At 71.8% G+C, this 23,574-nt stretch carries 24 protein-coding genes and 1 pseudogene; 15 read left to right on the top strand and 10 right to left on the bottom strand.

Annotation, left to right across the window (positions count from 1 at the left end):
- Positions 1-58: 58 nt before the first annotated feature.
- On the bottom strand, positions 59-265 hold the full coding sequence (locus C6376_RS06660) for a DUF397 domain-containing protein (RefSeq protein ID WP_107442571.1): 207 nt from the start codon (positions 263-265) through the stop codon (positions 59-61).
- A complete protein-coding gene (locus C6376_RS06655) occupies positions 262-1,098 on the bottom strand; it encodes a helix-turn-helix transcriptional regulator (protein ID WP_107442570.1) in 837 nt (278 codons plus the stop codon). Before C6376_RS06655 ends, C6376_RS06660 begins: the two co-directional genes overlap by 4 nt.
- 142 nt (positions 1,099-1,240) lie before the next feature.
- On the opposite strand from C6376_RS06655, the gene C6376_RS06650 reads away from it, so the two are divergent.
- From C6376_RS06650 to C6376_RS06630, 5 genes and pseudogenes are all read left to right on the top strand, one after another.
- Positions 1,241-1,684: an ATP-binding protein gene (locus C6376_RS06650; RefSeq protein WP_107442569.1), complete on the top strand. Its 444-nt coding sequence runs from the start codon at positions 1,241-1,243 to the stop codon at positions 1,682-1,684.
- Positions 1,685-1,959: 275 nt separating this feature from the next.
- Entirely contained in the window at positions 1,960-3,015 is a 1,056-nt protein-coding gene (locus C6376_RS06645) for a helix-turn-helix domain-containing protein (protein ID WP_107442568.1), read from the top strand.
- A 56-nt stretch (positions 3,016-3,071) separates the two neighbouring features.
- Positions 3,072-3,386, top strand: coding sequence for a hypothetical protein (locus C6376_RS06640; protein WP_107442567.1), 315 nt, complete (start codon positions 3,072-3,074; stop codon positions 3,384-3,386).
- Between the two features lie 55 nt (positions 3,387-3,441).
- The gene (gene hemB / locus C6376_RS06635; RefSeq protein ID WP_107442566.1) at positions 3,442-4,434 is read left to right on the top strand and encodes a porphobilinogen synthase; all 993 of its coding nucleotides are present in this window, start codon (positions 3,442-3,444) and stop codon (positions 4,432-4,434) included.
- A gap of 340 nt (positions 4,435-4,774) precedes the next feature.
- A pseudogene (locus tag C6376_RS06630) lies at positions 4,775-4,903 on the top strand (PLP-dependent aminotransferase family protein); the annotation flags it as partial.
- A gap of 73 nt (positions 4,904-4,976) precedes the next feature.
- Here the strand turns inward: C6376_RS06630 and C6376_RS06625 are convergent.
- Positions 4,977-5,762 carry a DUF4253 domain-containing protein gene (locus C6376_RS06625; protein ID WP_107442565.1) on the bottom strand — a complete coding sequence of 262 codons (786 nt, stop codon included), beginning with the start codon at positions 5,760-5,762 and terminating at the stop codon, positions 4,977-4,979.
- Positions 5,763-5,990: 228 nt separating this feature from the next.
- Positions 5,991-7,760: an arginine--tRNA ligase gene (argS, locus tag C6376_RS06620; RefSeq protein WP_107442564.1), complete on the bottom strand. Its 1,770-nt coding sequence runs from the start codon at positions 7,758-7,760 to the stop codon at positions 5,991-5,993.
- A 204-nt stretch (positions 7,761-7,964) separates the two neighbouring features.
- On the opposite strand from argS, the gene lysS reads away from it, so the two are divergent.
- Positions 7,965-9,707 carry a lysine--tRNA ligase gene (gene lysS / locus C6376_RS06615; RefSeq protein WP_107442563.1) on the top strand — a complete coding sequence of 581 codons (1,743 nt, stop codon included), beginning with the start codon at positions 7,965-7,967 and terminating at the stop codon, positions 9,705-9,707.
- Between the two features lie 171 nt (positions 9,708-9,878).
- On the opposite strand, the gene C6376_RS06610 is transcribed toward lysS, so the two are convergent.
- From C6376_RS06610 to C6376_RS06600, 3 genes are all read right to left on the bottom strand, one after another.
- Entirely contained in the window at positions 9,879-11,210 is a 1,332-nt protein-coding gene (locus C6376_RS06610) for a DUF2637 domain-containing protein (protein WP_107442562.1), read from the bottom strand.
- 76 nt (positions 11,211-11,286) lie between these two features.
- Positions 11,287-12,261: a DUF3558 domain-containing protein gene (locus C6376_RS06605; RefSeq protein ID WP_107442561.1), complete on the bottom strand. Its 975-nt coding sequence runs from the start codon at positions 12,259-12,261 to the stop codon at positions 11,287-11,289.
- A gap of 118 nt (positions 12,262-12,379) precedes the next feature.
- On the bottom strand, positions 12,380-13,243 hold the full coding sequence (locus tag C6376_RS06600) for a hypothetical protein (RefSeq protein WP_107442560.1): 864 nt from the start codon (positions 13,241-13,243) through the stop codon (positions 12,380-12,382).
- 211 nt (positions 13,244-13,454) lie between these two features.
- Here C6376_RS06600 and C6376_RS06595 point away from each other — a divergent pair, with 211 nt between their 5' ends.
- Positions 13,455-14,648 (top strand): RtcB family protein, encoded by a 1,194-nt coding sequence (locus tag C6376_RS06595; protein ID WP_107442559.1) that lies wholly within the window; start codon positions 13,455-13,457, stop codon positions 14,646-14,648.
- A gap of 40 nt (positions 14,649-14,688) precedes the next feature.
- Here the strand turns inward: C6376_RS06595 and C6376_RS06590 are convergent, their stop codons facing one another.
- The gene (locus C6376_RS06590; protein ID WP_107442558.1) at positions 14,689-15,945 is read right to left on the bottom strand and encodes a GNAT family N-acetyltransferase; all 1,257 of its coding nucleotides are present in this window, start codon (positions 15,943-15,945) and stop codon (positions 14,689-14,691) included.
- A gap of 153 nt (positions 15,946-16,098) precedes the next feature.
- On the opposite strand from C6376_RS06590, the gene C6376_RS06585 reads away from it, so the two are divergent.
- Both C6376_RS06585 and C6376_RS06580 read left to right on the top strand, forming a co-directional pair.
- Positions 16,099-16,374 (top strand): hypothetical protein, encoded by a 276-nt coding sequence (locus C6376_RS06585; RefSeq protein ID WP_159083160.1) that lies wholly within the window; start codon positions 16,099-16,101, stop codon positions 16,372-16,374.
- Entirely contained in the window at positions 16,362-16,667 is a 306-nt protein-coding gene (locus C6376_RS06580; RefSeq protein WP_216825575.1) for a hypothetical protein, read from the top strand. The genes C6376_RS06585 and C6376_RS06580 overlap by 13 nt, the downstream gene beginning before the upstream one ends.
- Before the next feature lie 46 nt (positions 16,668-16,713).
- Here the strand turns inward: C6376_RS06580 and C6376_RS06575 are convergent, their stop codons facing one another.
- Entirely contained in the window at positions 16,714-17,490 is a 777-nt protein-coding gene (locus C6376_RS06575; RefSeq protein WP_107442556.1) for an SDR family NAD(P)-dependent oxidoreductase, read from the bottom strand.
- Positions 17,491-17,746: 256 nt separating this feature from the next.
- On the opposite strand from C6376_RS06575, the gene C6376_RS06570 reads away from it, so the two are divergent.
- From C6376_RS06570 to C6376_RS06560, 3 genes are read left to right on the top strand one after another with little or no spacing between them, the layout of a single operon-like run.
- The gene (locus tag C6376_RS06570) at positions 17,747-18,022 is read left to right on the top strand and encodes a hypothetical protein (RefSeq protein WP_107442555.1); all 276 of its coding nucleotides are present in this window, start codon (positions 17,747-17,749) and stop codon (positions 18,020-18,022) included.
- Positions 18,023-18,028: 6 nt separating this feature from the next.
- Positions 18,029-19,057: a permease gene (locus C6376_RS06565; RefSeq protein WP_107442554.1), complete on the top strand. Its 1,029-nt coding sequence runs from the start codon at positions 18,029-18,031 to the stop codon at positions 19,055-19,057.
- Positions 19,054-19,890, top strand: coding sequence for a TIGR03943 family protein (locus C6376_RS06560; RefSeq protein WP_107442553.1), 837 nt, complete (start codon positions 19,054-19,056; stop codon positions 19,888-19,890). Before C6376_RS06565 ends, C6376_RS06560 begins: the two co-directional genes overlap by 4 nt.
- A 73-nt stretch (positions 19,891-19,963) precedes the next feature.
- On the opposite strand, the gene C6376_RS06555 is transcribed toward C6376_RS06560, so the two are convergent.
- Positions 19,964-20,785, bottom strand: a complete 822-nt coding sequence (locus tag C6376_RS06555; RefSeq protein ID WP_107442552.1) for a helix-turn-helix domain-containing protein — start codon at positions 20,783-20,785, stop codon at positions 19,964-19,966.
- 63 nt (positions 20,786-20,848) lie between these two features.
- On the opposite strand from C6376_RS06555, the gene C6376_RS06550 reads away from it, so the two are divergent.
- From C6376_RS06550 to C6376_RS06540, 3 genes are all read left to right on the top strand, one after another.
- Positions 20,849-21,517 (top strand): TIGR03086 family metal-binding protein, encoded by a 669-nt coding sequence (locus C6376_RS06550; RefSeq protein ID WP_107442551.1) that lies wholly within the window; start codon positions 20,849-20,851, stop codon positions 21,515-21,517.
- Positions 21,518-21,653: 136 nt separating this feature from the next.
- Entirely contained in the window at positions 21,654-22,772 is a 1,119-nt protein-coding gene (locus C6376_RS06545) for an LLM class flavin-dependent oxidoreductase (protein ID WP_107442550.1), read from the top strand.
- Positions 22,769-23,377, top strand: coding sequence for an FMN reductase (locus C6376_RS06540; RefSeq protein ID WP_107442549.1), 609 nt, complete (start codon positions 22,769-22,771; stop codon positions 23,375-23,377). The genes C6376_RS06545 and C6376_RS06540 overlap by 4 nt, the downstream gene beginning before the upstream one ends.
- Positions 23,378-23,574 lie beyond the last annotated feature (197 nt).

The following is a 23,574-nucleotide window of genomic DNA, read 5'->3' as shown; positions in this document are numbered from 1 at the left end:
ACGTCCGGCCGGGCACCCGTCCGGGGCGGTCGTTGCGGGAGCCCGGCCAGTGGTGACGTCAGTGGTCGGTTACGAACGGCAGGAAGGCCGCCCAGGTGGTGGGGGCGAGGGAGAGGCGGGGGCCATCCGGGCTCTTGGAGTCGCGGATAAGGATGGTCGCGGGAGCGGCGGCGACCTCAACGCAGTCGGGACCGTCAGGTGTGCTGTAGCTGCTCTTTATCCACTCGGGAGCCGTGGCGTCTTCCCTTGAGGGCTTGTGCATCATGTCTCTCCCAGCACTTTCTCGATGAAGGTCAGCGACTCCCGGGGGGTGAGAGCCTGCGCCCGGATGGTCCCATAGCGAATGTCCAGCACTTGGACTTCCCTGGGATCAGTGATCACGCGGCTGACGAGCTGGACTTCGTTGTGACCGACCGTGTTGCCATCTCGTAGCCGCAGCAGCCTGAACGAGCCTGCCAGTCCGGCGTTGTCCTCGCGGTCAAGGGGCAGGACTTGCAGGTCTACATTCCTCAACTGCCCTACTTCCAGCAAGCGTTCGAGCTGCCTTCGCATCACCATCCTGCCACCGATGGGGCGACGGAGCGTCGACTCGCATTGGACGAAGTTGAAGAGGCGCAGTGGAGTGGTCTCGGTCAGGATGTCCTGGCGGGCCAAGCGTGCTACCACGCGCTGCTCGAACTCCTCTTCTGCGAACGGAGGTCGTCGGGTGGCGACCGACGCACGCACGTACTCTTCCGTCTGCAACAACCCATGAATCACCGAGTTGTTGTAAGCGCACAGCTCGACCGCGTCCGCCTCCAGCTTCTTCAGGTCCCGGACCTTCTTCGGGTACCGGACCTCCGCCAGGTCCTCCTTCAGTGCCGTGATCCTGCCGCCCGCCGACAAGGCCTCGTCCGCGCGGTCCAGGTACTCGGGGCGGGGGATACGGCGTCCCCGTTCCACGGACGAGACCTGCTCCTCGCCGTACCCGATGGCCGCGCCGAACTCGGCCTGGGTGAGGCCGGCCGACTCCCGCCACAGCTTCAGCTGCCGCTGGACGGCCCTGATGACGGCCCCTGCCTCCTCGTCGTCCTCCGGTCCCGCGTCCCAGTCGTTCATGTCCGCCGTCCTCCCGCCGGGCCCTTTTCGGTTCAACCCCGGATGCCCCACGCCCGTCACCCCGGACACCCCGGACGGAACCGGACGCCACACGGACAGACACCGTCCGCACGGTCCCCCCTGCTTCACAGGTTACGCACGCATGGACACGCTGAGTGACGTGAATCGACAAACTGTGCGTGCCCAGCTCCACCAGTTCTCGGTGCCGCTCTCCGCCACCCGGCGTGGCGCCCGTCTCGCCCGTCTGCTGGCCGCCGAGCAACTGTGCTCCTGGGGGCTGCCGGTGGACCCGGCCCGTCTCGTCGTCGCCGAACTCGCGGCGAACGCCGTCCTGCACGGCCGCGTTCCCGGTCGCAGCTTCCGCCTCACGCTCTCCGTCACCGCGTCCGGGACGTTGCGCGTCGAGGTCGCCGACACCCGGGGTGATCACCTGCCCGCCCCGGCGCGAGCGGACACCGACGGCCCTGCGGAGTCCGGTTACGGGCTGTTGCTCGTCGAGGAACTGGCCGACCGGTGGGGTGTGCGATGCGGGCCGGTTCCGTGCAAGACCGTGTGGGCGGAGCTGGATTCCCCGCTATGCCGGTGAACTCCGTACCGGAGCCCGGAAACACGGGACCCGGTGGGGTGAAGGCCGGTGCTGCGGGCGGTAAAAGACGAAAGAAACCGGGGAAAAAACCCTTCCAACCAAACCAAACCCCGTGTTTGTCACTCGGGTGGGTGAAACGGGCCGATGTGGCTGGCGTACGCGTCCTCGCGCCGTGCACGCTCGGCTCGTACGACCCCACACATGCATCGGCCCCCGCCGGGACTGCAATCCCAGTGCGAGGGCCTGACCATCCAGGAAGAGAGCAAGTCTTCCCCATGGCTGCTACGAAGCCTATCGCTGCCCCGTGCCCGGCACCGGGCGTTCGGCTCAGTGCCACCCGCTCTGGTGTCACCCACGTACGTGCGTACCAGTCGAGTCACTACACGATCATCGGCAACCACCTCGCCCAGCACCGGGCGTTGTCGCTGACCGCGATCGGGCTGGCCACGCACATCCTGTCGCTGCCGCAGGGCGCCCCCGTCGACATCCGCAGCCTCGCCGACCGCTTCCCCGAAGGGCGGGACCGCATCGCCTTCGGACTGCGGGAGTTGGAGGCACACGGCTATCTGGAACGGGTGCGCGAGCGCGCGGGCGGAGGCCGTTTCGTCACGCGGACGTACGCGCACAACGCCCCGGCGCTCACCCGGGGCCGGGCGGAGGCGACCGCGGTACGGGAGGAGCCGGTCGCGGTACGGGAGGAGCCGGTCGCTCCCGCCGCAGTCGCCGACCGCGTCACTCCGGTCGCGGCCGTGGTCCCGGCTTCGCCGGTCGTGGTCGCGGAAGCCGTAGAGGTCGAGGCGGCAGGCGACACCGTCCCCGAAGAGGCTCCGACGCCGTCGTCCGAACCGTTCGACGCCTTCGAACCCTTTGACCAGCGACCGTCCAGCAGCGAGCACCGCGACAAGGCCTTCGCCCTGCTCGCGGGCCTGCGCCGCGCCGACGACCGCTTCACGCTTTCCCAGAGGGACGTGGAACGCCTCACCCCCGCCGTCGTCGCCTGGTTCGGCAACGGGGCCTCCCGGGCCGCCGTGATCCACGCCGTGACCGCCGACGTTCCCGCCCTTCTGAAGTCTCCAGCGGGGTTCCTCGCCCACCGGCTCCGGGAAGGCCTCCCCCCGCCTCTGCCCGCGCTTCCGCCGTCTGCAGAGCTTTCCGGTACCCCGCCGACCGCCTCCGTGCCGATCCCGCCGGCCCCCTGGCTGGATCTCTGGACGGACTGTGAGGGCGGCTGTACGCGGGTCTTCCGGGAGTCGGTGCCCGACAAATGCTGTCGGGACTGCCGTGCGCGCAGAGCGGCAGCCTCCCATGGGCCGCCGGTCCGCCCTGTCTGAGCCCCCGCCGACGCGGGACCTCCCGCCTGAACCCACCACTTCCGAGGAAGCAGCCCATGCCCGACGACACGACCCACTCCGCCTACGCACGCGTGTACCGAGCCCTGCTCGAAGCGGCCGACCACCTCGAGACCCTGAAGCAGGAGGGCGCCGAGACCGGCGTGGAACCCCATGCCGGCGCCGCCCTGGCGGCGGTGCGGCTCGCCTCGGCCGTGCTGTTCCCCACCGTGCCCTGTCAGACTCCGCCCTGGTCCCAGGACACCGACCGGCTGTTGGACCTGTGCGTCAACTGGCGTGACGCGGCCTTCGAGGTGGGTGAGTTCGCCCGCGAGGCCGACCTGTGTCTCGTACAGGGCGGAGAGGACCGGTGAGGGGCCGACGGGGCGTCGGCAAAGGGGCTGCCGGGCCGGGCGTAGCGTAGGGCGCATGACGAAGTACGGATCCTTTCCCGGGTCGCGGCCCCGGCGGCTGCGCACCACTCCCGTCATGCGGCGCATGGTCGCGGAGACCCGGTTGCATCCGGCCGACTTCATCCTGCCCGCGTTCGTGCGGGAAGGCGTGAGCGAGCCGGTGCCGATCACGGCGATGCCGGGGGTCGTTCAGCACACGCGGGACAGTCTGAAGAAGGCCGCGCTGGAGGCCGTCGAGGCGGGGATCTCAGGGATCATGCTGTTCGGGGTGCCGGAGGAGTCCAAGAAGGACGCCCTCGGGACGCCGGGGACCGACCCGGACGGGATCCTGCAGCTCGCCCTGCGGGACGTCCGCGCCGAGGTGGGGGACGACCTGCTCGTCATGTCCGACCTGTGCCTGGACGAGACGACCGACCACGGGCACTGCGGCGTGCTGGACGAGCAGGGGCGCGTCGACAACGACGCCACCCTCGAGCGGTACGCGGAGATGGCGCAGGTGCAGGCCGACGCCGGCGCCCACGTGGTGGGGCCCAGCGGGATGATGGACGGGCAGATCGGGGTCGTCCGCGACGCGCTCGACCAGATCGGGCGGGAGGACGTGTCGATCCTCGCCTACACCGCCAAGTACGCGTCCGCCTTCTACGGGCCCTTCCGGGAGGCCGTCGGCTCCTCGCTGCGGGGCGACCGCAAGACCTACCAGCAGGACCCGGCCAACCTCCGCGAGTCGATGCGCGAGCTCGCCCTCGACCTGGAGGAGGGCGCGGACATGGTCATGGTCAAGCCGGCCGGGCCCTACCTGGACATCCTCGCCCGGGTCGCCGACGCCGTGGACGTGCCGGTCGTCGCGTACCAGATCTCCGGCGAGTACTCGATGATCGAGGCCGCCGCCGAGAAGGGGTGGATCGACCGCGACCGGGCGATCCTGGAGACGCTGACCGGGATCAAGCGGGCGGGCGCCCGCAACATCCTCACCTACTGGGCCACCGAGGCGGCCCGGAAACTGCGCTAGTGCCGTGACCGGAGCCGGCCGTCGGGCCGGAGCCGGTGCTGGAGCTGGACGGGCCCTCGTCGCGCAGGCCCTCGCCGTCGCGGCACGCGGTGAGGGCGAGCGCCGCGGCGGCGGTGAGCGTGACGGCGAGCAGACGGACACGACGCCGGGTGGGGGAAGCGGGGCGATGGGACATGGGGCAAGCCTGTGCCGTACGGCTCGCGCCTTCCACCTCCGTGGCCCGATTCGGGACGCCGGAACAGTCCCACGGCGTCCTGCCTGCGTAAACGCCGCCCGGACGGGACGGCGCGTGGGACGCCCGACCGCCTGCGGGACCGGCCGTGGCCACCGGCCGCGGACACATGTGCCCGGCGCCCCCTTCTACGCCGGCGACGCCGACCGCTCGACACTGCGCCTGTGCTTCGTGACGCAGACGCCGCAGGAGATCGCGGAGGGGCTGCGCAGGCTGGAACGCGGGCTCAAGGGGTGACGCCAGGCCTCTGCGGGAGGGCCTGGCGGACCTTGCGGGCGAGGGCGGGCGGGAAGGCGGTGGGGCTGGGCCGTCAGTCCCACCAGAAGGACCAGGCGTGCTCGCCGATGAGCCGCTCCGCGTAGGAGGCCGGGTCTCCCTCGCCCTGCAGGACGTTGTCCGGGCAGAACGCGAAGTGCTCGGCGGCCACCGCCGCCGCCTCCGCGGACGTGGCGGGCGGCGCGGCCACCGAGAGCACGAGCACGTCGAAGCCGAGCCCGACGACCCGTATGCCGAAGCGGTCCTCCCACGAGCGCAGCACCGCGCAGAGCCGAGCGGTGTCGTTCTCGTGGTTGGCCGGGCCCGTCCAGCCGAGCGCCGCGGGGACGTCCGCGCTGCGACGCGCCGGCACCAGGGCGAGATGGGGAGCCGCGAAGAGGGAACCGCCCTCGCCGGCCAGCGCGTCGGCGACCTGCGCGGCGCGCACGTCCGGATCGGAGGCGAGGGTGAGGCCGCCGGCCAGGCCCGGCCACTCCTCGCCGTCGGCCGCGCACTCCTCCCAGAACTCCACGAGCACGTCCTCCGCGTCGTGGTCGCCCGGGTACGACATCTCCCCGGGCGCCAACTCCCATTCCTCCGGGCCGCCTTGGGAGCCGCCCAGGTCGACCAGCACCGGCAGCAGCCCCGCCCGCGCCGAACGCGCCCCGAGCGCGGTCCAGTTGCCCGGCGCGGCCGACCGCTGCGCATGCCACAGCAACGGCTCGTGCCACGGACCCTCGTCGGTCGCGTCGATCAGTCTCCCAGGGGGGAGCTGCAGCCCGAGGGAGCGCCCGCTCGGATCGGACGCGAGCCCCGGCAGCGGATTGGGAAGAGTCGCCATGCCGGCGACTGTACGGGCAGGCACTGACATTGATAGTGGTACGCAGGTTCCGGTGGTCGTGGCTCGGGCACCGACTGACGTCCTGCTGGGTTGTCCTCCCGTTGTTCTGTCCGGCTGCCGGGGCTTGTTCTCATGGCTTCGGCCGGGCGGAAGCCCTGCCGACGGCGACGACCGCGGCCCGCCTCCCGGTATGGGGAGAGCGGGCCGCGGTCGTGTACGTCCGTCGTCTCAGAGCCGCTCGGGCGTCCGGATGCCCAGCAGCGCCATCCCCCGGTGCAGGGTGCGGGCGGTGAGATCCACGAGGAACAGACGGTTCTCCACGACCTCCGGCGCGTTGTCGGGCGACAGCACGTGGCACTGGTCGTAGAACGTCGTCAGCAGCGAGGCCAGCTGGTACAGGTACGCGGCGAGCTTGTGCGGCTCGTACGCCTCCGCGACCTCCGCGACCGTCTCCCCGAACCGGTCCAGGTGCAGACCCAGCGCCCGCTCCGCAGGGGCGAGCGCCAGCTCCGGATGGGCGGCGGGCCTGGCCTCGCCCGCCCTGCGCAGGATCGACTGGATACGGGCGTACGCGTACTGGAGGTACACGGACGTGTCGCCGTTCAGCGAGACCATCTGGTCCAGGTCGAACTTGTAGTCCCGCACCGCCGACGTCGACAGGTCGGCGTACTTCACCGCCCCGATGCCCACGTACCGGCCGTTCTCCGCGACCTCCCGGTCCGTCAGGCCGACCTTCTCGCGCTTCTCGCCGACCACGGCCGTCGCCCGGTCGACCGCCTCGTCCAGCAGGTCGACCAGCCGCACCGTCTCGCCCTCACGGGTCTTGAACGGCTTGCCGTCCTTGCCGAGGACCGTGCCGAAGGCCAACTGGTGCGCCGTCACGTCGCCGCCCAGCCAGCCGGCCCGGCGCGCCGTCTCGAACACCATCCTGAAGTGCAGCGACTGACGGGCGTCCACCACGTACAGCAGCGTGTCCGCCTTCAGCTGGAACACCCGGTCGCGGATCGCCGACAGGTCCGTCGCCGCGTAGCCGAAGCCGCCGTCGGACTTCTGGACGATCAGCGGCACCGGGTTGCCGTCCGGGCCCTTGACGTCGTCGAAGAACACGCACAGCGCGCCCTCGGAGCGGACCGCGACGCCGGACTCCTCCAGCAGACGGCAGGTCTCGTGCAGCATGTCGTTGTAGCCCGACTCGCCGACGATGTCCTCGTCGCGGATGTCCATGTCCAGCTTCTCGAAGACGGAGAAGAAGTAGATCTTGGACTCGTCGACGAACTTCTGCCAGGCCGCGAGCGTGTGCGGGTCGCCCGCCTGGAGGTCCACGACCCGGCGACGGGCGCGCGTCTTGAACTCCTCGTCGGAGTCGAAGAGCCGACGGGCCGACTTGTAGAGGCGGTCGAGGTTCGACATCGCCTCCTCGCCGCTCACCTCGGCGTCCTTGTGGTCCAGTTCGTGCGGGTGCTCGTCCAGGTACTGGATGAGCATGCCGAACTGGGTTCCCCAGTCGCCGATGTGGTGCCGGCGCACGACCGTCTCGCCGGTGAACTCCAGGATCCGGACCACCGCGTCGCCGATCACCGCCGACCGCAGGTGCCCGACGTGCATCTCCTTGGCCACGTTGGGCTGGGCGTAGTCGATGACCGTCGTGCCCGGCTGCGCCGTGTGCGGCACGCCGAGGCGGGCGGTGTCGTCGGCGTAGCGCGCCGCCAGGTTCCGCGTGATCGCCTCGTCGGCGACCGTGACGTTGAGGAAGCCGGGGCCCGAGACCTCGATCTCCCGGATCACCTCACCCGACACCACGTTCGCCACGACCTGCGTCGCCAGCTCCCGCGGGTTCACCTTCGCCTTCTTGGCCAGCGCCAGAATGCCGTTGGCCTGGAAGTCGGCCCGGTCGCTTCGTCGCAGCAGCGGGTCCGCACCGGCCTCCGGCAGGGTGGCCGAGAGAGCGTTCGCGAGGCACTGATGGACGAGATCGGTGAGCGACGTGACCGAGGTCATGGGGTGGGAGCCGTTCTCCTCGTGGGATCGGTAGACGCCGCCAGTATCCCACGCGGGGCAAAGCGGATTTCCGGGCGCGGGCGGCGGGGCCGGGGCGGCGGCCGGGGCACGGTCTCGTAAAGGTGTTTTCGCGGTTGCGGGCGGAGCTGGGAGAATGGGGGCTCCAGCCGTCGACCGTACCGGCTGCCCCGGAGAAAGAAGGACGTGCCGATCGTGGCTCAGAGCACCGAGACCACCGACTGGGTCTCCCGTTTCGCGGACGAGGTCATCGAAGAGTCGGAGCGTCGGGCCCCCGGCAAACCCGTGGTGGTCGCCTCCGGGCTGTCCCCCTCCGGCCCGATCCACCTCGGCAACCTCCGCGAGGTCATGACCCCGCACCTCGTCGCCGACGAGATCCGCCGCCGCGGGCACCAGGTGCGCCATCTCATCTCCTGGGACGACTACGACCGCTACCGCAAGGTGCCGGCCGGCATCGCGGGTGTCGACGACTCCTGGGCCGAGCACATCGGCAAGCCGCTGACCTCCGTCCCGGCCCCGCCCGGCTCGTCCCACCCGAACTGGGCCGAGCACTTCAAGGCCGCGATGACGGCGTCGCTCGCCGAACTCGGCGTCGAGTTCGACGGCATCAGCCAGACCGAGCAGTACACCTCGGGCGTCTACCGCGAGCAGATCCTGCACGCGATCAGGCACCGCGCCGACATCGACGCGATCCTCGACCAGTACCGCACCAAGAAGGCCCCGGCGAAGAAGCAGCAGCAGAAGCCCCTCGACGAGGCCGAGCTGGAAGCCGCCGAGGGCTCCGGAGCGGCCGACGAGGACGACGGCTCCTCCGGCACCGCCGGCTACTTCCCGTACAAGCCCTACTGCGGCAACTGCGAGAAGGACCTCACCACCGTCACCTCGTACGACGACGACACCACCGAACTGACCTACGCCTGCACCGCGTGCGGCTTCTCGGAGACCGTCCGGCTCAACGAGTTCAACCGCGGCAAGCTGGTCTGGAAGGTCGACTGGCCGATGCGGTGGGCCTACGAGGGGGTCGTCTTCGAGCCCTCCGGCGTCGACCACTCCTCCCCGGGCTCCTCCTTCCAGGTCGGCGGCCAGATCGTCGGCATCTTCGGCGGCAAGCAGCCCATCGGGCCCATGTACGCCTTCGTCGGCATCAGCGGCATGGCGAAGATGTCCTCGTCCAAGGGCGGCGTGCCCACGCCCGGCGACGCGCTGAAGATCATGGAACCGCAGCTCCTGCGCTGGCTCTACGCCCGCCGCCGCCCCAACCAGTCCTTCAAGATCGCCTTCGACCAGGAGATCCAGCGGCTCTACGACGAGTGGGACAAGCTCGACGGCAAGGTTGCCGACGGCTCCGCCCTGCCCGCCGACCTCGCCGCGCACGCCCGTGCGGTGCGGACCGCCGGCGCCGAGCTGCCGCGCACCCCGCGGCCGCTGTCCTACCGCACCCTCGCCTCCGTCGCCGACATCACCGCCGGCCAGCAGGAGCAGGCCCTGCGCATCCTGAGCGAGCTCGACCCGGACAACCCGCTCGGCTCCCTGGACGAGGCCCGGCCCCGGTACGACAAGGCCGAGGCCTGGATCAACACCCACGTCCCCGCCGACCAGCGCACCGTCGTGCGTCAGGAGCCGGACGCCGAACTGCTCAAGTCCCTCGACGAGGCCTCGCAGCAGTCCCTGCGGCTCCTCCTCGACGGACTCGCCGGCAACTGGTCCCTCGACGGCCTCACCCACCTCGTCTACGGCGTCCCCAAGGTCCAGGCCGGTTTCTCCGCAGACGCCACGCCCAAGGAACTGCCGCCGGAGATCAAGACCGCCCAGCGCACGTTCTTCGCCCTGCTCTACCACCTGCTGGTCGGGCGCGACACCGGCCCCCGGCTGCCCACCCTGCTGCTGGCCGTCGGCCAGGACCGGGTACGGGTCCTGCTCGGGGAGTAGACCCCGCAGGACGACGTCAGCGGCCCGGCCGCACGACGGAGGGAGCGCCCGGTGTCAGCACCGGGCGCCCCCTCGCGTCGTCCCCGTCGTGCCCGCTGTCACCGACCGGACGCGCCGATCGGACGCATCGTCCGGACGCCGAACCGGCGGGCCCGCAGCCACGGCTGCCGGCTAGGCGATGTGGTCCTCTTCGAGTTCCGCCGCGTGACGGTTCTGGAAGCGCATCACCATGCGCTTGGCCTCGGCGTCGAGCAGCGGAGCACCGTACGTCGCCTCCACGTCGTCGCTGAACTGACTCGGCGTCGGGTAGCCGCCGCTGCTTATCGACTGCTTGAAGACCTGGTAGTACGCCTCCTCGTCCGGTTCGACGAGCGGAGTCCCACCGCCCCCGCCCAGCTCACGGCTGCGCCCGGGGCCCACCGGGATCGGGAAGGAACCCGTCTCCTCCGGGGACGGCTCCTGAAGAGGAGGCTCCTCCTGGTACTGCTCCTGGTACTGCTCCGCCTGCTGCTGCTCCTCGTACCACTGGGCGTACTGCTCCGAGGGGTCGTAGGTGGGGTCGTAACCGCCCTGGTAGGCGACCTCGTGCGGCATCGCCTGGAACCAGGGGCTCTGCTCCTCCTCGGGCATCGCGGGCTGCCCGGAGGGCTGCCGCGCCTGCCGGGGCTGCGACTGTTGCCCAAAGCCCGCCGCCAACTCCTGCGGATGCTGCGCGGACACCGGCGCCGCCGGTCCCTGGAGCTGAGCGGGGGCCTGGGACTGCGCCTGCTGCTGCGACTGCGCCTGGGCCGGCATCGGAGGCAGCAGCGCGGGCTCTATCCCGGCCGCCGCCAGGCCCGCCGGAGCGGTCTCCGCCAGCGGAACGCCGTAACGGGCCAGCCGCAGCGGCATCAACGACTCCACCGGCGCCTTGCGCCGCCAGGCGCGGCCGAAGCGCGAACGCAGCCTGGCCTGGTAGACGAGACGTTCCTGCTCCAGCTTGATCACCTGGTCGTAGGAACGCAGCTCCCACAGCTTCATACGACGCCACAGCAGGAACGTCGGCACCGGAGAGAGCAGCCAGCGCGTGATGCGCACACCCTCCATGTGCTTGTCCGCCGTGATGTCCGCGATCCGGCCGATCGCATGCCGGGCCGCCTCCACCGACACCACGAACAGAATCGGGATCACCGCGTGCATGCCGGTGCCCAGCGGATCCGGCCAGGCCGCCGCACCGTTGAACGCGATGGTCGCCGCGGTCAGCAGCCACGCGGTCTGCCGCAGCAACGGGAACGGAATGCGGATCCACGTCAGCAGCAGATCCAGGGCCAGCAGGACGCAGATACCCGCGTCGATGCCGATCGGGAACACATACGAGAAGTTCCCGAAGCCCTTCTCCAGGGCCAGCTCACGGACGGCCGCGTACGAACCGGCGAAGCCGATGCCGGCGATGATCACGGCGCCGGTCACGACCACGCCGATGAGAACGCGGTGCATCCGGGTCAGCTGTATTGGCGCGGCCACCCGTACTCCCCTCCCCTTGCGTGTTCTTGCGCGCAACAGGGTGGCACATGTGTGCGGTGCACGCCTTTCCGGACCGTCAGCTCTTCGCGGAGGCGGTCGCCTTCGGAGCCGCCGCGGCCGCCTTGGACGCCGTCGCCTTCGGGGTCGTCGACGACGGCAGCGAGGCCCCCTGGCCCGGCGAGACGGAGGACGACTTCGACGGGGACGGGGAGGCCGGACCGGCCGACGAACCCTGCGAACTCCCGCCGCCGCCCACGCCGTTGGCCGACCGCACCGAGGCCACCGCCTCCTTCGCGGCCTTCTGCGCCGACGCCGACAGCGCGTCCGCGCTCGGCGCCTTGTCGCCCGCCAGGCCGGCCCCGTTGTAGTCCAGCGTGACGACGACGTTCTCCACCCGCGCCACCACCGTCTGCTGCTTGAAGGCGCCCTCGGTCTTCTTCAGGTCGTAACGCACCAGCGTCGCCTCGTCGCCCGTTCCCGCGACCGGCTGCGACTTCGCGTTGGTCGCGCCCGCCACCGCCTGGGAGTCCTTGACCTGCTTCGCGTAGTACGTCTTCGCCTGCGACTCGCCGTCGCCGGTCGTCGCGTCCGACTCGAAACGCAGCAGCGACACGTTCAGCCAGCGGAACTGCGAACCCTTCACCCCGTTGTTGGCCAGGCTCGACCACGAACAGCTCGCCCGGTCCGTGGTGTCCCCGGTGGTCCCCTCCTTGCCGGAGGTGACCCCCTTGGGCACCAGCTCGGTCAGCGTCTTCTTCGACACCACCGCGCACGCCTGAGGCAGCTTCTGGTAGGCCGCGGCCTGCACGCTGGGCGCGGCGCTCGCGGCCGAGTCGGCGGCGGAACCGGTGGCGGCGGCCGCGTCCTTCGAGCCGTCGTCCGAGCCGGAGTCCGAGGAGCAGCCCGCGGCGATCAGCATGACCGGGACGGTGACCGCGGCTGCCAGGAGGCGGCCCAGCCCTCCTGTGCGCCTCGCTCGCTCGTCACGCTCCTCGCGCTGGTTGAACTGGCCGTCTCGCTGGGCTCGTCGCTGCATGGTTCCTTCACTCATGACGCTCGTGGTTCCTGCGGTCGGATCGGGTCCGAGGGGCCACGGTACGCGGTGAGGACTCTGTGCGGTTCCGCTTCGAGGGCTACACGGACGGGGCACAGACCGCCCCGAACCGGCGTCAGCCGGCCAACGCGTCGACCAACCGCGCGGCCAGTTTCCGGGCCTTGTCCTGCATGTCCTCACTGTCCGGCGTCACTCCGAGGGTCGCCGGCTGCTCCTCGTACTGGATGGTCACAATGACGTTCGACGTGCGGAACGCCACAGTCACCGTGCGCTGCTTGACCGTCGAACCGGAACTCCCGAGGGCGTCGTCGACGAACGCCTCGTCGCCGAGGTCGTCCAGCAGCCGGGGCTGCAGATCGGCCGGCGCGACCGTCGAGGAGGCAGCGGCCGACGCGGAAGCGGAGGCCGGCGGCGAGGAGGCGGACGGAGAACCGGAGGCGGCGGCCGGCGACGAGGACGAGGCTGCCGCGCCCGGGGAACCCGTGGCACTCGTGGAGGGGGAGACACCGGCCGTGGCGGACGCGGCGGGCGCCGGCAGGTCGGCCGCCGTCACCTGCGCCGCGAAGAGGGTCTCCGCCTGGGAGTCGTCGCTCACCGCGTTGTCGTAGGAGACGACCCGCTCGAAGTCGACGAGGAGGTGATCGGTGGCGTCCGCCGACTCCACCTTCCAACGGCACCCCACCTTGCGGTCCGTGTCGTAGGTCAGTGTCGCCTCGCCGGCGTAGGCCGTCTCGCGTCGCGCCGGGTCGGTGAGCTGCTGGATGCCGGGAAGCAGGGAGTCGAGCGTGGCCCGGCTCACCACGCCGCACGCCTCCGGCAGCGTGGCGTACCTGCCCGGCTGGGCGGCGGGCGCCGAGGTGTTGGCCTCGCCCGGGTTGGACTTGTCGTCCGAGCCGGTGTCGTCCGAGCCGCCGGTGCAGCCGGCCAGCAGCGCCGCGAGGAGCGCGACGACGCCTGGTACGTAGGCCTTCCGCTGCACGGTCGGCTCCTCTCGACGGTCACTTCGGGATGTTCGGTCTCCGGGCCCGCGTCCCCGCTGGTTAATCGCTTGCCGGGCGGGGTCGGTCCCTGCAGACAATGTGTATCGCAAGCACCACCGTGGATGCCGGTCCGCCGTCCCTTTTCGTCGACCTTGGCACCGGTTTTGCGACTCACTGCTTTTGTTGGTCATCCGGGGGGAAGAAGGCGATATGTCGTACGTGGAAATGCCGGGCGCGAAAGTGCCCATCCGCATGTGGACCGACCCGGCGTCGGTCGAGGAGGGCGCGCTGCAGCAGCTGCGCAACGTGGCCACCCTGCCGTGGATCAAGGGTCTGGCGGTCATGCCGGACGTCCACTACGGCAAGGGCGCGACGGTCGGCTCGGTCATCGCCATGAGCGGGGCCGTCTGTCCGGCGGCGGTGGGGGTCGACATCGGGTGCGGGATGTCGGCGGTCAGGACGTCGTTGACGGCGAACGACCTGCCGGGGGACCTGTCCCGGCTGCGCTCGAAGATCGAGCAGGCCGTTCCGGTGGGGCGCGGGATGCACGACGACCCCGTGGATCCGGGGCAGTTCCACGGCCTGGCCGCCGGTGGCTGGGACGACTTCTGGGGCCGCTTCGACGGCGTGGCGGAGACGGTGAGGTTCCGCCGCGAACGGGCGGGCAGGCAGATGGGGACGCTGGGCGCCGGCAATCACTTCGTTGAACTTTGCACGAGTGAGGACGGGGTGGTCTGGCTCATGCTGCACTCCGGTTCCCGCAACATCGGCAAGGAACTGGCGGACCACCACATCGGCGTGGCCCGGGACCTCCCGCACAACCAGGGCCTGGTCGACCGTGATCTCGCGGTCTTCGTCTCGGACACCCCGCAGATGGCGGCCTACCGCAACGACCTCTACTGGGCGCAGGAGTACGCGAAGTACAACCGCACGATCATGATGGCGCTCCTGAAGGACGTGGTCCGCAGGGAGTTCAAGAAGGCGAAGCCGACCTTCGAGCAGGAGATCTCCTGCCACCACAACTACGTGGCGGAGGAACGCTACGAGGGCATGGACCTGCTGGTCACGCGCAAGGGCGCGATCCGGGCGGGTGCGGGCGAGTACGGGATCATCCCGGGCTCGATGGGCACGGGCTCGTACATCGTGAAGGGCCTGGGCAACGACAAGGCCTTCAACTCGGCCTCGCACGGAGCGGGTCGGCGCATGAGCCGGACCGCGGCCAAGCGCCGCTTCTCGACGAGGGACCTGGAGGAGCAGACGCGGGGCGTGGAGTGCCGCAAGGACTCCGGCGTCGTGGACGAGATTCCGGGCGCCTACAAGCCGATCGAGCAGGTCATCGACCAGCAGCGGGACCTCGTGCAGGTCGTGGCCAAGCTGAAGCAGTTCATCTGTGTGAAGGGCTGAGTGGATGAGGCTCCCGTGAACGCGGGCCTCATCCACGGGTTCACCCGAGGCGTTTCTCCAGCAGCGTCACCGCGTACGGGCTGCCCGAGCCGCCGTCCTTCGCGCGCTGTTCGCCCACGACCGTGTAGCCCGCCGCCTCGTAGTAGGCCCGCAGGCGGGGGTTGGCGGAGAGGCAGTCGAGGCGGGCGTAGGGGCGTCCGGCGGCGGTGATGCGGGACTCGGCGTGGGCCAGCAGCCTGCGGCCGGCGCCGGGCGGGGCGGTGTGGGGGGCCGTCATCAGACGGTGGACGTATCCCGCCTCGGGCGGGCGCGGGCCCCAGGCCGCCGGGTCGTCCCACCAGAGTTCGTAGGCCCCGGTGAGGTCGGCGCCGGTGTGCGCCAGCCAGACCTCGCCCTCGCGCATCCGGTCGAGGAAGTGGGCCTCGGTCTTCTCGCCCGGCTGCCATTGCCGGATGCCGCGGGCCAGTTGCCACAGGGCGGCCGTGTCGCGCAGGCGGACCAGGACAGGGGCGTCCTCGGGGGAGGCTCTGCGGTGGACCGGCTCCGGCCAGGCGGTGGGGAGGGGTTCCAGGAGCCGGTCGCGCAGGGCGGCGGACAGCGTCTGCGCGTCGAGGCCCAGGGCGTGCGTCACATACGCCTCCACCGAGCCGTGGCGCTCGCGCAGCGCCGCCAGGAACAGCCGCATCGCCGCCTCGGGGGCGCGGCCGAAGGCCGGCCAGCCCGGGGAGCGGCCGTCGTTGCGGGCCCGCCAGTCGTCCAGCAGGGCCCGGGTCGCCAGTTCGGTCAGGCTGAAGTCCTCGATGATCGTCTCGTCCGGGACGCCGAGGAGGGCGAGGACCAGGGCGGCGAGCTGGCCGGTGCGGTCCTTGCCGGAGGCGCAGTGGAAGACCACGCCCTCGCGCGCCTCGGCGACCAGGCGCAGTGCCGCCGCGATCTCCTTGACGCCGTCCTCGGCGACCTCCATGTAGCGGGCGCAGAGGTAGGGGCCGGGGTCGAGGTCCGGGGTCAGCGCCGCCTGGTTGTAGGGGCGGTGTTCGATGCTGAGGTTCTGGTAGACGAAGGAGCCGTGCCGGGGGACGCGGCCCCGCGCCTCGATCTCCCCGGGATGCCGCAGGTCGATCACCGTGCCGATGCCCAGGGCGAGGAAGCGGTCCCAGTCCCGGGTGCCGGGGGTGAGTTTGCCGAGGGAGTCCGCACGGAACAGGCGGCCCGGGCGGATCCGGTGACCGGTTCCGGTGCGGTATCCGCCCAGGTCGCGGAAGTTGTGCAGCGTCTCGAACGGTATGTGTCGGTCCACGCGGCAGACCTTACGGCGGAGTGGGAACCGGGGCGGGGTGCGGTGGTGTCTTCACGTGCATCTTCGAGCTTGCTCGAACAGGGATGCGACACAGGGGCCTACGGGGGCACGGGGACACGGGAAGACGGGGGTTCTGCGATGGAGCGCAAACGGATGCGTGCGGGGGTCTGGGCCGCGGGGCTGGTGCTGCTGGCCGTCGGGACGCTGGCCGGCTGTTCCCAGGAGTACGAGGACAAGCGGGGCAAGGGGGACGCTCCGGTGCAGGGGAAGGCGGGGGACGACACGCCCGCCGAGGTGTTCAACATGCCCGACGGGTTCGGGAACCTGGCCACGAAGTGCGTGGGACACGGGTACCGGGCGTACGTGACGACCAACGCGACCGGTCCGTCCAACGTGCAGATCGTCGAGGACAAGACGTGCGGCGGCTGACGGCGGCCGGTGTCGCGTGCGCTCTCGCGCTGCTGCTCGGCGGGTGCTCGCAGCAGTACTACGACGAGCGGGGCAAGGCCGACGCCCCCGTGGCCGGGCGGGCCGGGGAGGACACCCCGGCCGAGGTCCACAACTTCCCGGACGGCTTCGGGAACCTTGCGACGAAGTGCGTGGGGAAGGGCCGGCGGGGTTATGCCACGACGAAGTTCGTGCAGGCCGAGGACGACGACGAGGTCGTCGTCATCCCGGCCAACGCGGTGATTGTCGACGATCCCGGCTGCACGGGTCCATGACCGCGTGAGGCGGCGCCCCCCGCGCACGGGGGGCGCCGCGGCCGGCTCACAGCTCGCGGTGGACCTTGGTGTTCGAGGCCTGGGCGCGGGGGCGCAGGACGAGGAGGTCGACGTTGACGTGGCTGGGGCGGGTCACCGCCCAGGCGATGGTCTCGGCGACGTCGGAGGCGGTGAGGGGTTCGGCGACGCCCTGGTAGACCTTGGCCGCCCTGTCCTGGTCGCCGCCGAAGCGGGTCAGGGCGAACTCGTCGGTCTTCACCATGCCGGGGGCGATCTCGATGACCCGGACCGGCTGCCCGACGATCTCCAGGCGGAGGGTCTCGGCGAGGACGTGCGCGCCGTGCTTGGCGGCGACATAGCCCCCGCCGCCCTCGTACGTGCCGAGTCCGGCGGTGGAGGAGACCACGACCACGGTGCCGTCGCCGCTCGCCACGAGCTGGGGGAGGAGCGCCTGGGTGACGTTCAGGGTGCCGAGGACGTTCGTCTCGTACATGGTGCGCCAGTCGGCGGGGTCGCCGGTGGCGACGGGGTCGGCGCCGAGTGCGCCGCCGGCGTTGTTGACGAGCACACCGATCGTCCGGAAGGCGGTGGCGAACTCGTCGACGGCGGCGCGGTCGGTGACGTCCAGCTGGTAGGCCGTCGCTGAGCCGCCCGAGCGGGTGATCTCCTCGGCGAGCGCCTCGATGCGGTCCTTGCGGCGGGCGGTCAGGACCACGCGGTAGCCGGCCGCGGCGAGCTCCCGGGCGGTCGCGGCGCCGATTCCGCTGCTCGCACCGGTGACGACGGCGATGCGGGAGGCGGTGGACGGTGCGGCGGCGGCCATGGACTGCTCCTCGGACGGGGTGGCGGGCTGGGTGCGGCTGGGCTACGGCCAGGATAGGCGGGCGGGACGTGTGCCCGGCCGGGGGGCCGTGCCGGTGGCGGGCGTCGCGACGGGGCGGCAACCGCTCCTATGACCTCAGGCTGGTGCTGGTGCTGGTGCTGGGGACCGGGGACCCGTACTTCTTCCGGGGATCGTGGGACCGGTGCGTCGTACGATCTGCGGACGGCGTCGACGAGGGCGCCGGCGAAGGGGAGCGATGTCCCAGAACCTGCGGTCGCGGCTGCTGGACGGGCTGTCCGTGGTCTCCCGCCGGTGCATGGCCGGCCGGAGGCGGGTGCCCGAGGCGACCGCGCCGGAGCGGATCGCGGCGTCCGGGCGGATGCGCGAGCGGCCGGGCGGCGACCGGATGCTGCTCACCGACGATCTCGCGGACGCCGAACTCGCTTTGCTCGTGCGGCACATGCGGCACCTGCGGCGGACGGTGGAGTTCGGTGCGCGGCAGGCCGTGCGGTTGCGGGAAGGACGGGTGTAGGGCGGGATGCAGGAGACGGACGTACGGCCCTTGGGCACGGTGGCCGACGGCGTGGCGGACGCTCCCGCGGGGCGTGGGCTGCCGCGGCGCTGGCCGCTGTTGCTGCTGGGCGCGGCGGTGGTGCCGGGTCTGCTGCTGGTGGTCGTCGGGCGGTCGCTGGACGAGCCTGCGGTGCAGGCCTGGCGGACGGTGTGCCTGGCCGTGACCGTGCAGGCGCTGCCGTTCCTGCTGTTGGGGACGGCGTTGTCGGGGGCGATCAACGCGTTCGTGCCGGCGAGTGTCTTCCAGCGGGTGCTGCCCAAGCGGCCCGCGCTGGCGGTGCCGGTGGCGGGGGCGGCGGGAGTGGTGCTGCCGGGGTGCGAGTGCGCGTCGGTGCCGGTGGCGAACAGTCTGATCGGGCGGGGGGTGACACCGGCCGCGGCGTTCGCGTTCCTGCTGTCGGCGCCGGCGGTGAACCCGGTGGTGCTGACGGCGACGGCGGTGGCGTTCCCGGGCCGCCCGGAGATGGTGCTGGCGAGGCTGGTGGCCTCGTTGGTGACGGCCGCCGCGATGGGCTGGCTGTGGCTCTGGCTGGGGCGGGAGGAGTGGCTGCGGCCGCGGACCGACCGGCCGGCGGGACATGTGCCGGGACACAGCCGGTTCTCGGAGTTCCGGCAGGGTTTCCAGCACGACTTCCTGCACGCCGGGGGCTTTCTGGTGGTGGGGGCGATGGCGGCGGCGACGTTCAACGTGGCGGTGCCGCGCGCGGTGCTGGACACGTTCGCGGGGTCGCCGTGGCTGTCGGTGCTGTTCCTGGCGGCCTTGGCGATCGTGCTGGCGGTGTGCAGTGAGGCCGACGCGTTCGTGGCGGCGTCGCTCAGCGGGTTCTCGCCGGTGGCGCGGCTGACGTTCATGGTGGTGGGGCCGATGGTCGACCTGAAGCTGATCGCGTTGCAGGCGGGGACGTTCGGGCGGGCTTTCGCGGTGCGGTTCTCGGCGGCCACGGCGGTGGTCGCGGTGGTGTGCAGCGCGGTGATCGGAGGGGTGTTGCTGTGAGGCGGTTCGCGCAAGCGGCGTTGCTGGTGCTCAGCGGCCTGGGGCTGCTGCACGCGGCGCTCTTCACCGACCTGTACCTCAACCTGGTGAAGCCGGGCATGCGGCCGCTGCTGATCGCGTCGGGAGCGGTGCTGGTGGCGCTGGGCCTGTCGGCGGCGGCGGAGGCGTGGGGACGGCGTCCGGGCGGCGGGGGGGACGGGGGCGGGGACGCGCACCGTCACGGGCACGGGCAGGGGCAGGGGCTGGGGCCTGGGTATGGGCGTCGGGCTGACGGCGGCGGGGGCGAGGACGTGCACGGGCACGATCACGGGCACGATCACTCCCGGGTGCCGCGGGTGGCGTGGCTGCTGTTCCTGCCGGTGCTGAGCCTGCTGTTCTACGCCCCGCCCGCGCTCGGTTCGTACACCGCCTCGCGTGAGCCGGCCAGGGCGGTGGCGGTGGAGGAGGACGGATTCGACCCGCTGCCCGCCACCTCGCCGCTGCCGATCACGCTGACCGACTTCACCCAGCGGGTGCAGCAGGACCGGTCGCGGGCCGTCGGGAAGCGGACCGTGGTGATGACGGGGTTCGTCACGCCGGCCCCGGGCGGGAACGGCTGGTATCTGACCCGGATCATCGTCAGCTGCTGTGCGGCGGACGCGTCGTCGGTGAAGGTACTGGTCCACGGCGCCGCCGCGCCGAAGGCGGACACCTGGGTGAACGTCACCGGGACCTGGCATCCGGGCGGGACGCTGGGCACGGCGTCGGCGGCGGTCGCGCTGGACGCCCGGAGCGTGGCGAAGGCGCCCCAGCCGTCCAACGCCTACATGGACGCCCTGCCGCTGACGTCCTGAAAAAACCAGCAGGCGACCGGCCGACCGGCTGCGGCGTGCGGGCCGGGCCCACGGCGCGCGGCCGGGCCCGGGGCTATGGGGTACGGGCGGCCTGGGCGTAGGCGGCCGGGGGGAGGCCGACGGTGGTGGTGAAGTCGCGGGCCAGATGGGCCTGGTCGGCGTAGCCGAGGTCGGCGGCGAGGCCGGCCCAGTCGAGGTCCTGCCGGGTGCCGGCGAGTTCCAGGGCCTCGTGCAGGCGGTGGCGGAGGATGGCCCACTTCGGGCTGACGCCGACGTAGGCGGCGAAGAGCCGTTGCAGCGCCCGTACTGAGAGGCCCTCGGCGTGGGCGAGGTCGGCGACACGGCGCACGGTCCGGTCGGCGCGGATCCGCTCGACCAGGTCCATGGCCTGGTCGGCGCGCGGGTCGGGCTCGGGGTCGAGAGAGAGCAGGAAGGCGTCGAGGGCGGCGACCCGGTCCAGGTCGTCGGCGGGTCCGGTCACCGTCCGGGGGGTGTCGCCGCCGGCCCGGGGGAAGACGTCCCGGGCGGGCAGGACACGGCCGGTCCAGTGCGTGACGGGTTCCGCGGGGGCGTACGGGCGGAAGCCGCCGGGCCGGAACTTCACCCCGCAGACCCGTCCCCGGCCGGTGAGCCTGCGGGTGTAGAGGCCGCGGGCGACGCCGGTCAGCTCGCCGTAGGCCGGGCCGTCGGCCTCCTCCCACTGGAAGGTGAGGTTGACGGACGGGTGCGGGACGATGTGGGAGGCGTACGGCTCGGGCAGGTCCCAGTCGATCAGCCAGTACGTCTCGACGTGACGGCGCAGCGGCTCGGCGGGCCGGTGGCGGCGGAACCGCACGCGGGCCAGCAGCCCGGCCGGGTCGACGATCCCGCGGGTGTCGCGGCGGGGGGCGGCCATGGACCGGATCGTACGTCGCGTTTCTTCAAGACGGGCGGTGTCGGGTGTCCCTACGGTCGAGGTATGGACATCGACGACAGCGGCAGTGGCGACGACAGCGGCATCGACCGCGGGTTCGGCAGCGGTGACGGTATCGGCTCCGGTGACGGCCGGGGGAGCGCGTACGGTATCGGCGACCTGCTCGGCAGGGCGCGCGAGCGGGTCGGGCCGGTGCTGCGGGGCATCCCGGACGCGGCGCTGGCCGACCCCACGCCCTGTGCGGAGTACGACGTGAAGGCCCTGGTCAACCATGTGTTCCAGGTGGTCGTCCAGTTCCAGCGGCTGGCGGCGAAGGAGGCGTCCGACTTCGGGGAGGCCCCCGACCGGGTTGGTGCGGGGCCGGACTGGCGCGCGCGGCTGGTGGCGGAGACGGACCTGCTGGTGGCGGCCTGGTCCGCGCCGGGCGCCGAGGAGGGCACCACGGGCGCGATGGACATGCCGGCGCGGCTGGTCGGCTCGATGGCGCTGCTGGATCTGACCGTGCACGTGTGGGATCTGGCGCGGGCCACCGGCCAGGAGTTCCCGGAGGCCGACGAGGCGGTGGTGGCGGAGCTGGCCGGGGCGGTCGCCGTGCTGGAGCCGACGGCCCGGCGGATGGGGGTGTTCGGCGAGGCGGTGGCGGCGGCCGAGGGCGCGTCGCCGTTCGAACGGCTGCTCGCGCGGACCGGCCGCGACCCGCACTGGAAGGGGTGAACGGAGGGGGAGCGGCCGGGAACGCCGGGGGCGGGTCGCCGGCAGTGGCCAGGGCCGGCGGCGGGGGAATAGCCATGGGCGGGTCGCCGTTCTCCGGGTATAGTTGAAGCGTCAACAACCTGGAGGGTGAGCGACCATGCAGTTCGGGATCTTCAGCGTCGGCGATGTCACGCCGGACCCCACCACGGGCCGTACGCCGACCGAGCGCGAGCGGATCAAGGCCATGGTGGCGATCGCGCTGAAGGCGGAGGAGGTCGGCCTCGACGTCTTCGCGACCGGCGAGCACCACAACCCGCCGTTCGTGCCCTCGTCCCCGACCACCATGCTCGGCTACATCGCCGCGCGGACGGAGAAGCTGGTCCTCTCCACCTCCACCACCCTCATCACCACGAACGACCCGGTGAAGATCGCCGAGGACTTCGCGATGCTCCAGCACCTGGCCGACGGGCGCGTGGACCTGATGATGGGGCGCGGCAACACCGGCCCGGTCTACCCCTGGTTCGGGCAGGACATCCGCGAGGGCATCAACCTCGCCATCGAGAACTACGCCCTGCTGCGCAGGCTGTGGCGCGAGGACGTCGTCGACTGGGAGGGGAAGTTCCGCACCGCGCTGCAGGGCTTCACCTCCACACCCCGCCCGCTGGACGACGTGCCGCCGTTCGTCTGGCACGGCTCCATCCGCTCGCCCGAGATCGCCGAGCAGGCCGCGTTCTACGGAGACGGCTTCTTCCACAACAACATCTTCTGGCCCGCCGACCACACCCGGCGGATGGTCGAGCTCTACCGCGCCCGGTACGCGCACTACGGGCACGGCACGCCCGAGCAGGCCATCGTCGGCCTGGGCGGCCAGGTGTTCATGCGGAGGAACTCGCAGGACGCGGTGCGCGAGTTCCGGCCGTACTTCGACAACGCCCCGGTCTACGGGCACGGGCCGTCCCTGGAGGACTTCACCGACCAGACCCCGCTCACCGTCGGCACGCCCGAGCAGGTCATCGAGAAGACCCTGAAGTTCCGCGAGTACGCGGGCGACTACCAGCGTCAGCTGTTCCTCCTGGATCACGCCGGGCTGCCGCTGAAGACGGTGCTGGAGCAGCTCGACCTGCTCGGCGAGGAGGTCGTGCCGGTGCTGCGCAAGGAGTTCGCCGAGGGCCGTCCGGCCGACGTGCCGGACGCGCCGACCCACGGGTCGCTGCTCGCGCGGAAGCAGGACGACGGGGCCGACGGGGGCAAGGCGGAGAAGGAGGTCGTGGCATGAGGCTCGTCGTGGTCTCGGCGGGGCTGAGCGTCCCGTCGTCCACCCGGCTGCTGGCCGACCGGCTCGCCGGGGCGGTGCAACGGCACGCGTCCGTCGACGTCGAGGTCGTGGAGCTGCGCGACCTGGCCGTCGAGATCGCCCACAACCTCACCAACGGCTTCCCCGGACGGCGGCTCGCGGCCGCGCTGGAGGCGGTGACGGCGGCGGACGGACTGATCGTCGTCACTCCGGTGTTCTCCGCGTCCTACAGCGGCCTGTTCAAGTCCTTCTTCGACGTGCTCGACCCGGACGCGATGGCCGGCAAGCCGGTGCTGGTCGCCGCCACCGGCGGCTCCGCGCGCCACTCGCTGGTGCTGGAGCACGCTCTGCGGCCGCTCTTCTCCTACCTGCGCGCCGTCGTCGTCCCGACGGCCGTCTACGCGGCCTCGGAGGACTGGGGCGCGCAGGGTCTGCCGGAGCGGATCGACCGCGCGGCGGGCGAGCTGACCGCGCTGATGACGGGCCTGTCGGCGCTGTCGCCGTCGTCCCGGCCGGCGAAGGCCGACAGCGACGAGGTCACGGTGGTGCCCTTCGCCGACCGGCTGGCGGCACTCGCCGCCCGGTGACCGCCGCCTCTCGGAGCGCCGGGCAGGGAAATCCGGCCCGGCGCCGACCCGGGAGTGCCGGGTCGGGACGCTTCAGCCCGTCCGGCGCTCGAGGGCGAGGCCGTTCGGGCCGAAGCGGGGTCCGGTGGCGGCAGCCCCCGGACACGCCCATCCGGACGGTGAGAGCCGAGTAAGAAGGGTGACCGTACGACCCTCCC

The sequence above is a fragment of the Streptomyces sp. P3 genome, assembly GCF_003032475.1.
GTDB lineage: Bacteria > Actinomycetota > Actinomycetes > Streptomycetales > Streptomycetaceae > Streptomyces.
The sequence above is the reverse complement of the archived record's forward strand: the minus strand, read 5'-3'. Positions and strand labels throughout refer to the sequence as shown.

Excerpts from the sequence above, each read along its gene's own strand:
- argS (WP_107442564.1), bottom strand. The coding sequence starts at position 7,760 with ATGACCTCGGTCACGTCGCTCACCGATCTCGTCCATCAGTGCCTCGCG.
- C6376_RS06645 (WP_107442568.1), top strand. The coding sequence starts at position 1,960 with ATGGCTGCTACGAAGCCTATCGCTGCCCCGTGCCCGGCACCGGGCGTT.
- C6376_RS06595 (WP_107442559.1), top strand. The coding sequence starts at position 13,455 with ATGTCGTACGTGGAAATGCCGGGCGCGAAAGTGCCCATCCGCATGTGG.
- hemB (WP_107442566.1), top strand. The coding sequence starts at position 3,442 with ATGACGAAGTACGGATCCTTTCCCGGGTCGCGGCCCCGGCGGCTGCGC.
- C6376_RS06570 (WP_107442555.1), top strand. The coding sequence starts at position 17,747 with ATGTCCCAGAACCTGCGGTCGCGGCTGCTGGACGGGCTGTCCGTGGTC.
- C6376_RS06605 (WP_107442561.1), bottom strand. The coding sequence starts at position 12,261 with ATGAGTGAAGGAACCATGCAGCGACGAGCCCAGCGAGACGGCCAGTTC.
- C6376_RS06545 (WP_107442550.1), top strand. The coding sequence starts at position 21,654 with ATGCAGTTCGGGATCTTCAGCGTCGGCGATGTCACGCCGGACCCCACC.
- C6376_RS06550 (WP_107442551.1), top strand. The coding sequence starts at position 20,849 with ATGGACATCGACGACAGCGGCAGTGGCGACGACAGCGGCATCGACCGC.
- C6376_RS06575 (WP_107442556.1), bottom strand. The coding sequence starts at position 17,490 with ATGGCCGCCGCCGCACCGTCCACCGCCTCCCGCATCGCCGTCGTCACC.
- C6376_RS06565 (WP_107442554.1), top strand. The coding sequence starts at position 18,029 with ATGCAGGAGACGGACGTACGGCCCTTGGGCACGGTGGCCGACGGCGTG.
- C6376_RS06555 (WP_107442552.1), bottom strand. The coding sequence starts at position 20,785 with ATGGCCGCCCCCCGCCGCGACACCCGCGGGATCGTCGACCCGGCCGGG.
- C6376_RS06650 (WP_107442569.1), top strand. The coding sequence starts at position 1,241 with ATGGACACGCTGAGTGACGTGAATCGACAAACTGTGCGTGCCCAGCTC.
- C6376_RS06660 (WP_107442571.1), bottom strand. The coding sequence starts at position 265 with ATGATGCACAAGCCCTCAAGGGAAGACGCCACGGCTCCCGAGTGGATA.
- C6376_RS06625 (WP_107442565.1), bottom strand. The coding sequence starts at position 5,762 with ATGGCGACTCTTCCCAATCCGCTGCCGGGGCTCGCGTCCGATCCGAGC.
- C6376_RS06655 (WP_107442570.1), bottom strand. The coding sequence starts at position 1,098 with ATGAACGACTGGGACGCGGGACCGGAGGACGACGAGGAGGCAGGGGCC.
- C6376_RS06585 (WP_159083160.1), top strand. The coding sequence starts at position 16,099 with ATGCGTGCGGGGGTCTGGGCCGCGGGGCTGGTGCTGCTGGCCGTCGGG.
- C6376_RS06640 (WP_107442567.1), top strand. The coding sequence starts at position 3,072 with ATGCCCGACGACACGACCCACTCCGCCTACGCACGCGTGTACCGAGCC.
- C6376_RS06540 (WP_107442549.1), top strand. The coding sequence starts at position 22,769 with ATGAGGCTCGTCGTGGTCTCGGCGGGGCTGAGCGTCCCGTCGTCCACC.